A 13,068-nucleotide genomic window follows, 5' to 3' on the forward strand; every position below is an offset into this window, starting at 1 on the left:
ATTTATTTTTATCAACTAAAAAAGATAAAATTGATAATAGATTAATCTGAAAATATTAAGGACTTTGAAAAATTAATGAATTTACGTAAAATCATTCCTCTAAAGCATGTTAAAGATGCTGAGTTTAATTTAGATTCCAACGATTTTAGTGTTACTGCTAAATTCAGTAGTTATGATTCTTATAATTTAGCCAAAATTGCTGAACTTTTAAACCAAAATGTTGATGTTCAAATGACAATTAACTGACCTAGTTCTAAACCAACACTTTTTCAACAAACTGCTAATAATGCTTTAGATGAACTACAATGTCAATATACAGTTGGTAGAATTTATCGAAATTCTAACCAAATGAAAAGTATTCTATCATCTAAACAACTAAATTCTGATCATCGCGCACAATTAGAAGCAGAATTATCTAATTTAATTATTGATAATGCTCAATTAGGGATTGAATTTCAAAAATTAGTTGGAACTCATAACACTCAAGCTCAAGCCAATTTAGAATTAGCATTTGTTGAATATAAAAATAAAAAACCAAAAATTTTTACTGATGCAGAAATTAAAGCTCAAGCTGATTTAATTAGAACTAAACGCAAAGCAGCAATTGATCATGAAGTTGCTGCAATTGAACGCAATCAAAAATTAATTTTTAATGGTTTTGTTTTAAATACTAAAACTTTAGATAAGTTAAAAGATCGTAATGTAATTAATTTAACAAAATTAGATGATCCTAAAAAACAATTATTAATTCAAGCAACTGAAGATACTAATCAAAATGATCTTGCATTAATTAATTCTGATCAACCATCACTAAATTCTATAAATTCAAATCCTGAAATTGAAATCATTGAAAAATAATTAATTTCAAAAAAGATTAATCTTATGGCTGATTTTAAAAATGATTCTAAAAAAAATCTATGATTGTTTTTAGTGAAAAAATGATTAAGAATTGAAGATAGTAATAAAACCAATAATTTAATTGTTATTAGTGATTATAAAATCAGTAAGAAGAAGCAATGATTGTTAGCAATACTAACTTTAGTAGCAATTATTGCATTAATTATGATGATTTTAGTAGTGATTCAACAAATATAAAAATAAATTCAAATTATTTTTAAATTTATTAATTAAATATTTATCTTATACCTTATATATCAAGAACAGAGAAATTAGTTAAGTTTTTCTGTTCTTTTTATTTTTTAACCTAAATTTAGATTAAATATTTTATTAAATTATCAATTATTAATATATAATATTTAACCGTATGTATCAATGATACACCAAAAGCAGTTGTATTTTTCAAAGACCAAAGTCATTATTTTCACATAGGTTTTTAATAAAAAAATTATTGTTTTTGAAATATTTTATTGCAGCATTTTTTGATTTAAATTTTTAAAAAATGATTAGTTGCAATTTAGTTAATTTATCATAAAAATTAAGATTGTTTTATTAGAGTATGAACGAAATTCGTATTAAGTTAATCTCATATGATTATCGCTTATTAGATCAATGAGTAAAAAAAATTGTTGAAATTACTAAAGAAAATAATGCCTCAGTTAAAGGACCGATTCCTTTGCCAACCAAAAAAGAAGTTTGAACCTTTCAAAGATCACCACATGTTAATAAACCATCAATGGAACAATTTGAACGTCGTACTCACAAACGATTAATTGTTTTAACTAACTTTAATAATGATGTAATGGTTGCAATCCAAAAATTAGTCTTGCCAGCTGATTTAGAAGTTAATTTTGAAATTAAATAAGAAGAAAGCAATTTTAGAAAATGAAAGCAATAATTGGTACTAAAGTTGGCATGAGTCAAATTTTTAGTCATGATGGAATATTAATTCCTATAACTGCAATTCATGTCGCTGATAATTGTGTTGTTGCAGTCAAAACTCAAGCAAAACATGGATATGATGCTGTTGTTGTTGGCTATGGTGAAATTCGTGATAAATTAGTAAGCAAACCAGTTCAAGGTCAATTTAAAAAAAATAATTTGCCACTAAAACGTCATTTAATTGAATTACGTGGGTTAACTGGTTATCAAGTTAATGATGTTCTAAAGTTAACTGATCTTTTTAAAATTGGTGATTTTGTTGATATTCAAGCAAAATCTAAAGGACATGGTTTTACTGGTGCAATTAAATTATGAAACTTTTCAGTAGGTGCTAGATCGCATGGTGCAGGATGACCTCATCGATATCAAGGTTCATTAACTGCTGGTAGAGGTGGTGCTAGTGCTCAACGAGTTTGAAAAGGTAAAAAAATGGCTGGTAGATATGGTAATGAACTAGTATCAATCATCAATTTAGAAATTGTTAACATTGATCTTGAACATAATTTATTAATGGTTAAAGGTGCAATCCCAGGACATAAAAAGGGTTTAGTACGAATTAAAACTACTACTAGAGCTAAAAAAGCAACTGCAACTCCTTTTAAAATGTTTGAACGAAATTCTTCAAACAAACAAACTGATGCAATCATAAAGGAGGTTAAATAAAGATAAATATGAACGCTTTAAAAATCATTGATTTACTTGCAAATCCAATTGGTGAATTTAAGTTAAGTCAAGAATTGTTAAATCATGAAACAATTCATCATCAATCTTTATTTGATTCAGTTTTATTAGAACAAGCAGCACAACGACAAGGAACTCATTCAACTAAAACTAAAGCTGAAGTTTCAGGAACTGGTAAAAAACCTTTTGAACAAAAACATTCAGGAAACGCACGACAAGGTTCAAAAAGAAACCCGCATTTTGTTGGTGGTGGTGTTGCTTTTGGTCCTAAACCAAACCGTAATTACACTAAAATTATGAACCGCAAAGTTTATAGTTTGGCTTATTTATCAGCTTTAAGTCGAATTATTTTAGATCAAAAAATTACTTTATTAACTAATGATGCTTTAAATGATAGTCTACCCAAAACTAAAGTAATTGCTAATTTGTTATATAGTTTAAATTTAAATGATAAAAAAATTTTATTAATTGTTAATGATGATAATCCTAATTTATTTTTAGCAGCAAGAAATTTAAAACATCTCATTGTCAAATTTGCTTCAAGTGTTTCAGTACGTGATTTGTTAAATAATTATTATGTTATTGCTCAAGTTAATAGTTTTGAATTAATTTTACATGCACGAATTAATATCAAAACTACAATTAACTATATTGAACCAAGTGTTCATCACAGTCAAGAAGAAAGTAAATAATTATGGATTTAACAAATATTATTTTAAGACCAATTAATACTGAAAAATCTTATTTAATTCGTAATAAAAATAATCAATATGCTTTTTCTGTTGCAACTAAAGCAACTAAGTCACAAATTCGTGCTGCTTTTAAAGCAATTTTTAGTGTTGATCCAATTGCAGTTAATACCATTTTACGTAAACCCCAACCTACACGATTTATGGCAAAAAATCGTCAAGGAAAAACTAAACTAATCAAAATTGCTTATATTTCTGTTGCTAAAGAGATTAAATTATTTGAAGATCAAACTGATAGTCAAACAGTTAATGATCTTAATGATAATAATCAATTAAAAACTACAGAAGTAAGTGAAGTTGATCCTAAAAATGAGGCGCAATAATTATGGCAATTAAAACAATAAAACCCCGCAGTAGTGGTCGCAGAGTGATTCAATTAGTTGATTATAAAAAAATCTTAACAACTAAGAAACCTGAAAAAAGTTTAGTCACTAGTTTAAAAAAAGTTGGTGGTCGTAATAACACAGGTAAAATTACAACACGACATCATGGTGGTGGACATAAACGAAAATATCGTGAAATTGATTTTTCATACAATAAAACTAATATTCCAGCAACAATTAAAACAATTGAATATGATCCTAATCGTACCGCTTTTATTTCTTTAGTGGCATATCAAGATGGAACTAAACGTTATGTTTTAAACTCTGATGGCTTAAAAGTTGGTGATGTTATTGTTTCTGGTTATGAAAATATTGATATTAAACCAGGTAATTGTTTACCATTAGGACAAATTCCTGAAGGTACTTTTATTCACAGTATTGAACTAACTCCTAAAAAAGGAGCACAATTAGTGCGTGCAGCAGGTTCACAAGCTCAAGTTTTAGGTCGTGATGAAACTAATAAATATGTTCTTGTGAAATTACCATCTAATGAAGTACGAAAATTTTTATTAAATTGTCGCGCAATAATTGGTCGAGTATCTAATTTAGATCATAATTTAGTTAATTTAGGTAAAGCTGGTGCTTCAAGAAGATTAGGAATTCGTCCAACTGTTAGAGGTTCAGCAATGAATCCTAATGATCACATTCATGGTGGTGGTGAAGGTCGAAGCCCGATTGGTCGAAAGCAACCACGAACTCCTTGAGGTAAACCACATATGGGTGTTAAAACACGGTTGAAAAAGAAACCATCCAATTCTTTAATTGTTAAATCACGCCACGCTAAATCAAAACGTAAATAAAAATAATAAGGAAATAGTTTTATATAAATGTCAAGAAGTAGTAAAAAAGGTCTTTTTGTAGAACCTAGTTTATTAAAAAAAGCAATTAATATGCAAAAAGCTGAAAAGAAAAAACCAATTAAAACTTGATCACGACGCAGTACAATTTATCCTGAATTTGTTGGTTTAAATTTCGAAGTTCACAATGGTCGATCATTTGCTAAGTTTTATGTAACTGAACATATGGTAGGTCATAAATTAGGTGAATTTGCTCCAACTCGAGTTTTTAAAAACCATACATTAGCTAAAACTAAAAAATAATTTAAGAAAGAAGAAAAATTAATTTATGCTTGCTAAAGCAATTCAACGTAATGTGCGAGTTTCAGCTAAAAAAGCAACATTAGTATGTGCATTGATTCGAAATCAAAACGTTAAAGAAGCATTTAAAATTTTGGATCATAGTCAACAAAAAACAGCTACTTTTCTTAAAAAACTTTTAGGTTCAGCTGTTGCTAATGCTGTTAATAATCATGCTATGAATGGGAATGATTTATATGTTTATTCAGTTGTTGCTAATCAAGGTCCAACTTATAAAAGAAACATGCCACGAGCAAAAGGACGTAGTGATATAATGCGTAAACGTTCAAGTCATTTAGAAGTAATCGTTTCAGATAATCCTAATGAAAAAACAGAAAGTAATAAAAAATTGTTAAAACCTAGAGCACACCAACATAAATATCAAAAAGATCAGTTAGCTCAAAAAGCAATTGTTGTTGAAAAAACAGTTGTTAATACTAATAAGGAGGTGAAATAAAATGGGTCAAAAGGTTAGTCCAAACGGTTTAAGATTTGGTATTAATAAACAATGAATTTCCCGTTGAAATGCTTCTAGTGATCAACAGACTGCACAATGATTAGTTGAAGATGAAAAAGTTCGTTTATATTTTGCTAAAAGATATAAAAATGCTGCAATTGAACGAGTTGAAATTGAACGAATTCTTGATTCAAAAAATCTGCAACAATTTTTTGCTTATGTTTATGCTGTACAAATTGGTGTTTTATTAGGCCGAGCTAAAAACCTTGATGGGATTGAGCGTGATTTAAAACGAATTGTTGGACGAAAAACGATTGTTAAAGTAATTGTCAAACCTGTTCCTAATCCAGCAGTTAGTGCACAATTAATTGCCCGTGAAATTGCTGATGCAATTCAAAATCGGATTTCATTTCGTAGTGCTCAAAAATCAGGAATTAAAAAAGCGATGAATGGTGGTGCTAAAGGAATTAAAACTCGAGTTTCTGGGCGTTTAGGTGGTGCTGAAATTGCTCGTGATGAAGGTTATTCAGAAGGAATTGTGCCACTATCAACCCTAAGAGCTGATATTGATTATGCTTTTGAAATTGCCAAAACCACTTATGGGGTAATTGGAGTTAAAGTTTGAATTAATCGTGGTTTATACTTTGGTAAAGGTTTTATGCCACAACCTGCACCAGTTGCAAAAGCACATCGCACTAACCGTCATGATCGTCGTAGCAGTCATCACTCTAATCGTCCAGTAGTGCAAACCCAAGCAACCCAATCTGAAGTTGGATTTGTTGAACAAAAAGGATAATAAATAGGAATTTGATAATATGTTGCAACCTAAAAGAGTTAAATATCGCAAGCCTCATAAAGTTAGTTTTAATGGACCTGCTAAAGGTAATTCCTATGTTGTTTTTGGTAGTTATGGTTTAGCAGCTGTTTCTGGTGCTTGAATTAGTGCTAGACAAATTGAAGCTGCTAGAATTGTGATTTCTAAAAAAATGGGTAAAACTGGCAAAATGTGAATCCGGATTTTTCCTCATATGTCATTAACTAAAAAACCTTTAGAAGTTCGTATGGGATCTGGTAAAGGAGCGCCTGATCATTTTGTTGCTGTAGTTAAACAAGATACAATTATGTTTGAAGTTGATGGTTTATCAGAAGAAGTTGCTAAATTAGCTCTAAAACTAGTTGGAAATAAATTACCAATTAAAACAAAAATTGTCCAAAGAAATCATAAATTAAACACAACTAGTCTAGCAGAGGTGAAACAATAATGTTAATTAAAGATCTACGTCAAAAGAAAGATGATGAATTAAAACTATTAGTTGTTCAATTACGAATTCAATTAATGGAAAATCGTTTTCAAGCTGCTCAAGGACAATTAACTAAAACGCATTTAATCAAAGAAATTCGTAAATTAATTGCTCGTGTTCTTACTGTTTTACATGAACGAAATTTGCGAATGGATACTAAAGATTATCACCGTTTTAATCAAATGATTATTGCTGAAAATCAAAAGGCTCAAGCAGCAGTTGGTGAAGAGAAAAATCAAGTATCATTTACTGAACGAATTAAAAGTAAATTAGGTGGATTAAAAATTAAACAATCAGAAAGTAGTGAGCAAAAATAATGAATCAAATTGAAAAAGTTAATCATAATTCAACAATAGTAACTAAAAAATATCGTAAAGTTTTAAAAGGATTTGTTGTTTCAACTAAAAATTTGAAAACGATTGTTGTTAAAGTTGAAAGTAAATTTAAACACCCGTTGTATAAAAAATTAGTTATTCGTCATAAAAAATATCATGCTCATGATGAACACCAAAAAGCTAAAGAAGGTGATTTTGTTAGCATTATTGAAACAAGACCTTTAAGTGCTTTAAAAAATTGACGCTTGAACAAAATTTTAATTGAAGCAAAATAATTAAAAAAAGAAATTAAGATAAGGATTTTTAAATAATGATTCAATTTATGACAAAAATGAATGTTGCAGATAATACAGGTGCTAAAAAGGTTGGTGTTATTAAAGTTTATGGTGGATCAAAAAGACGTTATGCTTCTGTTGGTGATGTTGTTTTAGTTTCAGTTAAAGCAATTTCAACTCATTCTAATGTTAAACGTGGTCAAATTTTTAAAGCAGTTGTTGTTCGAACTAAAAAAGAAATTCGTCGTCCTAATGGCATTATTTTAAAATTCGATGATAATGCTTGTGTTTTAATTAAAGATGATAAATTACCTAGAGGAACAAGAATTTTTGGTGCTGTAACCCGAGAATTAAGAGAACGTGGTTATAATAAAATTTTATCTTTAGCTCCAGAAGTGTTATAGAAAAGGAATTAAGTTTGATGAAAAGAATTATCAAAGGTGATATGGTACGTGTCATTTCTGGAGAACATAAAGGTAAAGAAGGTACAGTTTTATCTGTTTTTCCTAAAGAAGGTAAAGTCATCATTGAAGGTGTTAATTTAGTTAGTGTTCACACTAAACCTAATCAACAAAATAATGAAAGTGGCATTATTAGTAAAGAAGCTAAATTAGATTGATCTAAAGTCACTTTAGTTAATAAAAAATCAAAACTTGTTTACACTAAAATTGGTTATGTGATTGAAAACAATAAAAAGCAACGAGTTGATCGCAAAACAGGATTAGCAATTTTAAAAAATAAGTAATTTAAGAATAAAAAAGAAATCACTATTTTATGTCTAATTTAAAACAAAAATATAATAATGAAATTGTTTTTGCATTACAAAAAAAGTTGCAGTTAAAATCAATTATGCAAGTTCCTAAGTTAGAAAAGGTAATTATTAATATGGGAGTTGGTGATGGTGCATCTGATGCTAAATTACTTGAAGCAGCAATGAATGAACTCAGTTTAATTACTAATCAAAAACCAATTAAAACAATTGCTAAAAAATCAATTGCGGCTTATAAAATTCGTGCTGGACAAGCAATTGGAACTAAGGTAACATTACGCAATCACAACATGTGAGCGTTTGTTGAAAAACTTTTTAATATTGCCTTACCACGAGTACGTGATTTTAGAGGTTTTAGTACTAATAGTTTTGATGGTTGAGGTAATTTTACTTTAGGAATTAAAGAACAGATCATTTTTAATGAAATTGATTATGATCTTGTTAAAAAGATTCGTGGAATGGATGTTACATTTGTGACTTCAACTGATGATGATGCTCAAGCGTATGAACTTTTATTAAGTTTAGGCTTACCGTTTGTTAAAAAAATTAAAAAGGATGCTAATTAATAATTATGGCGAAAAAATCACTTAAAGTTAAACAAAAAAAGCATCAAAAATTTAGTGTGCGAAATTACACTAGATGTCAGCGATGTGGCCGTTCTAGGGCGGTATTTAATCGTTTTGGCATTTGCCGTCTATGCTTTAGAGATTTAGCTTATAAGGGAGCAATTCCTGGTGTTAAAAAAGCATCTTGATAATCAACTTGAAATAATGAGGAAAAACTAATGCATACAGATCCAATTTCAGATTTATTAGTCCAATTAAAAATGGGCATTAAAGCACGAAAGAGCAAAATTCAAATTGCTGGTTCACGCTTAAAATTAAGTATTGTTGTTTTATTAAAAACAGAAGGTTACATTCAAGATTTTCGGATTCAACGTGAAAAACGTAAAGGTAATAAACCAATTAATAAATTTATCATTATTATTTATTTAAAATACTGTGAAGGCAATTCTTCAATTAATGGTTTAAAACAAATTTCCAAACCAGGATTGCGTGTTTATGCTCCAGCAAATAAACTACCAAGAATTTTAAATGGTTTAGGAATTGCCATTATTTCTACTAATAAAGGACTAATGTGCGCTAAACAAGCCAAACGTTTCCAAATTGGTGGTGAAGTCTTAATGTATGTTTGATAAATAATGATAATAAATAAATTTAGTAAAAAAACAAGAGAAAGGAATTATTTATGTCAAAAATTGGTAATCGTCAATTAACTGTGCCTAATCATATTAATTTGGTTATTAAAGAAAATTTAATTAGTTTGACTCATAATAATTTAGCAATTGAAATTAAATATAATCGTCATTTAGTTAAAGTTAATTTTGAAAATCAAATAATTACAACTAATAAAGTTAATAATTCAAAAGATGCAAAAATGCAATATGGAACAATTAATTCTTTAATTAAAAACGCTATTGTTGGTTTAGTTAGTGGTTTTAGTAAAACTTTAAAAATTACTGGTGTTGGTTATAAGGCTAATGTTGCTAATAATAAAGTAATTTTAACTTTAGGCTATTCTCGCCCAATTGAAGTTAATATTCCTGATGGAATTATAGTTGATTTAATTAGTCCAACTGAACTAAAAATTAGTTCACACAATAAAGAGTTATTAGGTGAATTTGCTGCTAACATTCGTAAATGACGTAAACCTGAACCATATAAAGCCAAAGGAATTGCTTATTCAGATGAAATCATTTTACGTAAAGTTGGTAAAACATCAGAAGGTGGTAAAGGAAAAAAATAAAATTAACGTATGAAAAACATTAATTTAAACCGTAAAGCTAAAGCCGCTTTAAGACACAAACGAATTTTAAAAGCAATTCGTTGTAGTAATGAGCATAAACGAGCACGTGTTGTTAAAACTAATGCTCACATTTATGTTCAATTAATTGATGATGTAACTAATCGGGTTTTATTTTCAACTTCTTCACTGCAATTAAAATTAAAAAATGGTAATAAAGAAAATGCAGCAAAAGTTGCTTTGGAATTTGCTAATCAATTAAAAAATCATCAAATTCAACAAGTTAGTTTTGATCGTGGTGGTTCTAAATACCATGGTCGTGTTGCAATTATTGCTGAAACTTTGAGAGAAAATGGAATTAAAGTTTAAAAATTAAAATATGAATACAAATAACGAACAAAAAACAATTTCTAAAACCAAATCATCAACTGATCAAACTAATTCAAAACCTGTTTCACAAAACAATCAAGTTTCTGATGCTAAAGCAGCTGCAATTGCTGCAATTACTAAAACAATTGGTAAACCAAACAAAATTCATCCCACTACTAAAACTAAAAAAGGATTACACTCATCAAGTGGTTCAAGTAAGCCAGAGAGAAAATCAAGTGCTAATAATAAACCAAAACAAGAATTTGAAGAAAAATTAGTTGCTTGAAAAAGAGTTTCTAAAACAACTAAAGGTGGTCGTCAAGGTCGAATTTGAACTTTAGTGGTAGTTGGCAATCGAAAAGGTTCAATTGGTTATGGAATTGGTAAATCAGAAGAATTTCCTGATGCTATGAAAAAAGCAGTTAAAAATGCGTTAAAAAATGTTGTTAAATTTAAAATTAATGCTAATGGTACAGTTTATCATGAAAATATTGGCAAACATTGTGCGTCATTAGTTTTAATTAAACCTGCTAAAATTGGAATTGGCATTATTGCTGGTGGCCCAATTAAAATGGTATTAGAATTAGCTGGATTTACTGATATTTATTCTAAAAATCTAGGTTCATCTTCAGCAATGAATATGGTTCAAGCAACTATTAAAGCATTATTGAAACAACATACACCCGCTGAAATTGCTAAATTACGCGATAAAGCAATTACTGATTTATAAGAAAGTAAAAAATTAAATTTTATGTTACATCAACTAAAAGCTAATCCTAAAGCACGTAATCATCGTACTAAACGTGTTGGTCGAGGTTTTGGTAGTGGGATTGGTGGTCGTAGTACTAGAGGTACAAAAGGACAAAAAGCCCGTAAATCAGGTAATGTTCGTTTAGGTTTTGAAGGTGGTCAAACTCCACTTTATGTTCGAGTTGGCAAAATTGGTTTTAATAATCATAATTTTACTACTAAAGTCAGTGCAATCAGTTTAAACCAATTAAGTTATTATCCTGATATTAAAAAATTTGATCTTGAAAAACTAATTGAATTAGGTTTAGTGAAAAATCGTAATTTTGGTCAAATTAAAATTATTGGTAATATTAAATTAACTCAACCACTAGAAATTAGTGCCCATGCTTTTTCTAAAGGTGCAGCCTCTGCAATTACAGCTGCTGGTGGTAGTGTGATTGTGTTGAAAAAATAATTAATTTTTAATTTTAAAATAATGATTGATTAAGTTAAAATTGAATTTATTAAAAAAACAAATTAAATCTTTTATTTATAATGATAATATTGTTAGATATATGATCTTTAATTTGTTTTAGCAATTTTAGTTTAATCAATTATTTTTAATAATTGTTATCAACTTTGATTAATGTTAGAATTAATCAATATATAAAAAAATAAAATATATAAGTTTTAATCTTGAAATCTTTTGAAAATAAAACAACATCTAATTTTTTTAAAGTTCTTCAGAATCGTGAAGTATTAATTGCTATTGCTTCAACTGTTTTATTGTTGAGCTTATTTCAGTTTGGTGCTCATATTACTGCTCCATCCTTAATTATTCCAAATGCTAATGCTTCAACTGCTGGATCACCAGATGTTTTAGGTCTATTGAACTTATTAGGTGGTGGTGGTTTAAATCGGGTTAGTTTATTTGCTGTTGGAATATCACCTTATATTACAGCACAAATTATTATTCAAATGTTATCAACTGATATTATTCGACCATTATCAGAGTTAAAAAAATCTGGAGAATTAGGTCGAAGAAAATTAGAACTGTATACAAGATTACTTACTTTACCATTTGCAATTGCTACTGCTTATGGAGCATTAGTTTTAGTTTCTAATATCCAATTAGTTAAATTTGTTGTTAATGGATCAAGAGTTGATAATTTATCACAAGTTCCTGCTGGACAGCAAGTTTTATTAGTTCTTCTATTAGTTGCAGGAACTTATATCGCTTTATTTTTAAGTGATATTATTTCTAAAAAAGGTGTTGGTAATGGTCCAACATTAATTATTATGTCAGGGATTATTTCTTCAATCCCGCAAAATTTAGCAGCTTCTTTTTCCTTTTTTTCACTTCGTGCGATTGGTGAAAATAGTGTTTTTATTACCATTGCTACATTTATTATTTATTTATTCTTTTATTTTGTTTTATTATTTGTAATTACTTTTATTAATGGTGCGTTGCGTAAAATTCCAGTGCAACAAACTGGTCAAGGATTAGTTAAAAACGCTGAAGATTTACCATTTTTACCAATCAAAATTATTCCTGCTGGTGTTATTCCTGTCATTTTTGCTAGTTCATTATTAGCAATTCCTGGAACTGTTGCTGAATTTATTAGAACTTCAGATCCTTCTGGTTATAGTTTTATTCAAACTTATTTAACATTAAATAGTCCAACAGGATTAAGCATTTATGGTATATTAATTGTTGCTTTTTCCTTTTTTTATTCTCATATTCAAGTTAATGCTGAAGAATTAACAGAAAATTTTGAAAAATCTGGTCGCTTTATTCCTGGAATTAGTATTGGTTTAGCAACTTTTAATCATATTCGCCAAATTGTTAATCGGGTTAACTGGTTAGGCGGACCTTTTTTAGCAGCAGTTTCTGTTTTACCTAATGTTCTAACAATTACTACTGGAATTCCTTCTAATGCAGCATTAGGAGGAACTGGAGTAATTATTTTAGTTACTGGATCAATTCAATTTTGAGAAGCAATTAAATCAACTTCAACTTCTATTTATTATCGTACGCAGAAAAAAGTGTTACAAGCCAAAGTTCATTCTAATTCTGATCTTTTATTAGCTGAAAGTTTAGCTTTAAAAAATAATAACTTTGTTCCAAAAGAATCATTATTTCCTGTTAATTCTGATCATAAATCACTTAAAGACGATCATTCTGATGAAGATTGAACAATTTGATAATTTAATTGATAAAAAATTCTTAAGATATTAAAAT

The 13,068-nt window shown here is 28.5% G+C and carries 23 protein-coding genes; all 23 read left to right on the plus strand.

The window, feature by feature from the left end; genetic code table 4:
* Positions 1–75 precede the first annotated feature (75 nt).
* Positions 76–858: a hypothetical protein gene (locus MCAV_RS01565; RefSeq protein WP_391592135.1), complete on the plus strand. Its 783-nt coding sequence runs from the start codon at positions 76–78 to the stop codon at positions 856–858.
* A gap of 24 nt (positions 859–882) precedes the next feature.
* Positions 883–1,095: a hypothetical protein gene (locus MCAV_RS01570; protein ID WP_391592136.1), complete on the plus strand. Its 213-nt coding sequence runs from the start codon at positions 883–885 to the stop codon at positions 1,093–1,095.
* Between the two features lie 361 nt (positions 1,096–1,456).
* Positions 1,457–1,762, plus strand: coding sequence for a 30S ribosomal protein S10 (gene rpsJ / locus MCAV_RS01575; RefSeq protein WP_391592137.1), 306 nt, complete (start codon positions 1,457–1,459; stop codon positions 1,760–1,762).
* Between the two features lie 20 nt (positions 1,763–1,782).
* Entirely contained in the window at positions 1,783–2,502 is a 720-nt protein-coding gene (gene rplC / locus MCAV_RS01580; protein ID WP_391592138.1) for a 50S ribosomal protein L3, read from the plus strand.
* 8 nt (positions 2,503–2,510) lie between these two features.
* Positions 2,511–3,212 (plus strand): 50S ribosomal protein L4, encoded by a 702-nt coding sequence (gene rplD / locus MCAV_RS01585; protein ID WP_391592139.1) that lies wholly within the window; start codon positions 2,511–2,513, stop codon positions 3,210–3,212.
* Between the two features lie 2 nt (positions 3,213–3,214).
* Positions 3,215–3,592 (plus strand): 50S ribosomal protein L23, encoded by a 378-nt coding sequence (gene rplW / locus MCAV_RS01590; protein WP_391592140.1) that lies wholly within the window; start codon positions 3,215–3,217, stop codon positions 3,590–3,592.
* A gap of 2 nt (positions 3,593–3,594) precedes the next feature.
* The gene (rplB, locus tag MCAV_RS01595) at positions 3,595–4,452 is read left to right on the plus strand and encodes a 50S ribosomal protein L2 (RefSeq protein WP_391592141.1); all 858 of its coding nucleotides are present in this window, start codon (positions 3,595–3,597) and stop codon (positions 4,450–4,452) included.
* Between the two features lie 27 nt (positions 4,453–4,479).
* Complete coding sequence (gene rpsS / locus MCAV_RS01600) at positions 4,480–4,752, plus strand: 30S ribosomal protein S19 (protein ID WP_391592142.1); 273 nt, start codon at positions 4,480–4,482, stop codon at positions 4,750–4,752.
* A 25-nt stretch (positions 4,753–4,777) separates the two neighbouring features.
* Positions 4,778–5,245, plus strand: coding sequence for a 50S ribosomal protein L22 (gene rplV / locus MCAV_RS01605; RefSeq protein ID WP_391592143.1), 468 nt, complete (start codon positions 4,778–4,780; stop codon positions 5,243–5,245).
* 1 nt (position 5,246) lies between these two features.
* Positions 5,247–6,041, plus strand: a complete 795-nt coding sequence (gene rpsC, locus MCAV_RS01610) for a 30S ribosomal protein S3 (protein WP_391592144.1) — start codon at positions 5,247–5,249, stop codon at positions 6,039–6,041.
* Between the two features lie 19 nt (positions 6,042–6,060).
* Positions 6,061–6,507 (plus strand): 50S ribosomal protein L16, encoded by a 447-nt coding sequence (gene rplP / locus MCAV_RS01615; RefSeq protein WP_391592145.1) that lies wholly within the window; start codon positions 6,061–6,063, stop codon positions 6,505–6,507.
* On the plus strand, positions 6,507–6,863 hold the full coding sequence (gene rpmC, locus MCAV_RS01620) for a 50S ribosomal protein L29 (RefSeq protein WP_391592146.1): 357 nt from the start codon (positions 6,507–6,509) through the stop codon (positions 6,861–6,863). The genes rplP and rpmC overlap by 1 nt, the downstream gene beginning before the upstream one ends.
* Positions 6,863–7,156, plus strand: coding sequence for a 30S ribosomal protein S17 (gene rpsQ / locus MCAV_RS01625; protein WP_391592147.1), 294 nt, complete (start codon positions 6,863–6,865; stop codon positions 7,154–7,156). Before rpmC ends, rpsQ begins: the two co-directional genes overlap by 1 nt.
* Positions 7,157–7,191: 35 nt before the next feature.
* Positions 7,192–7,560, plus strand: coding sequence for a 50S ribosomal protein L14 (gene rplN / locus MCAV_RS01630; protein WP_391592148.1), 369 nt, complete (start codon positions 7,192–7,194; stop codon positions 7,558–7,560).
* A gap of 17 nt (positions 7,561–7,577) precedes the next feature.
* Entirely contained in the window at positions 7,578–7,901 is a 324-nt protein-coding gene (rplX, locus tag MCAV_RS01635) for a 50S ribosomal protein L24 (RefSeq protein WP_391592149.1), read from the plus strand.
* 29 nt (positions 7,902–7,930) lie between these two features.
* Entirely contained in the window at positions 7,931–8,491 is a 561-nt protein-coding gene (gene rplE / locus MCAV_RS01640; RefSeq protein ID WP_391592150.1) for a 50S ribosomal protein L5, read from the plus strand.
* Positions 8,492–8,496: 5 nt separating this feature from the next.
* A complete protein-coding gene (locus tag MCAV_RS01645; RefSeq protein WP_391592151.1) occupies positions 8,497–8,682 on the plus strand; it encodes a type Z 30S ribosomal protein S14 in 186 nt (61 codons plus the stop codon).
* Between the two features lie 27 nt (positions 8,683–8,709).
* Positions 8,710–9,123 (plus strand): 30S ribosomal protein S8, encoded by a 414-nt coding sequence (gene rpsH, locus MCAV_RS01650; protein ID WP_391592152.1) that lies wholly within the window; start codon positions 8,710–8,712, stop codon positions 9,121–9,123.
* A gap of 50 nt (positions 9,124–9,173) precedes the next feature.
* Positions 9,174–9,731: a 50S ribosomal protein L6 gene (rplF, locus tag MCAV_RS01655; RefSeq protein ID WP_391592153.1), complete on the plus strand. Its 558-nt coding sequence runs from the start codon at positions 9,174–9,176 to the stop codon at positions 9,729–9,731.
* A 9-nt stretch (positions 9,732–9,740) separates the two neighbouring features.
* Complete coding sequence (gene rplR / locus MCAV_RS01660) at positions 9,741–10,097, plus strand: 50S ribosomal protein L18 (RefSeq protein ID WP_391592154.1); 357 nt, start codon at positions 9,741–9,743, stop codon at positions 10,095–10,097.
* A 10-nt stretch (positions 10,098–10,107) separates the two neighbouring features.
* On the plus strand, positions 10,108–10,827 hold the full coding sequence (gene rpsE, locus MCAV_RS01665) for a 30S ribosomal protein S5 (RefSeq protein WP_391592155.1): 720 nt from the start codon (positions 10,108–10,110) through the stop codon (positions 10,825–10,827).
* Between the two features lie 21 nt (positions 10,828–10,848).
* The gene (rplO, locus tag MCAV_RS01670) at positions 10,849–11,301 is read left to right on the plus strand and encodes a 50S ribosomal protein L15 (protein ID WP_391592156.1); all 453 of its coding nucleotides are present in this window, start codon (positions 10,849–10,851) and stop codon (positions 11,299–11,301) included.
* 221 nt (positions 11,302–11,522) lie between these two features.
* A complete protein-coding gene (secY, locus tag MCAV_RS01675) occupies positions 11,523–13,034 on the plus strand; it encodes a preprotein translocase subunit SecY (RefSeq protein ID WP_391592157.1) in 1,512 nt (503 codons plus the stop codon).
* The last annotated feature ends 34 nt before the right edge of the window (positions 13,035–13,068 follow it).

Origin of the sequence: [Mycoplasma] cavipharyngis (assembly GCF_042984175.1) — a bacterium.
GTDB lineage: Bacteria > Bacillota_I > Bacilli_A > Mycoplasmatales > Mycoplasmoidaceae > Mycoplasma_N > Mycoplasma_N cavipharyngis.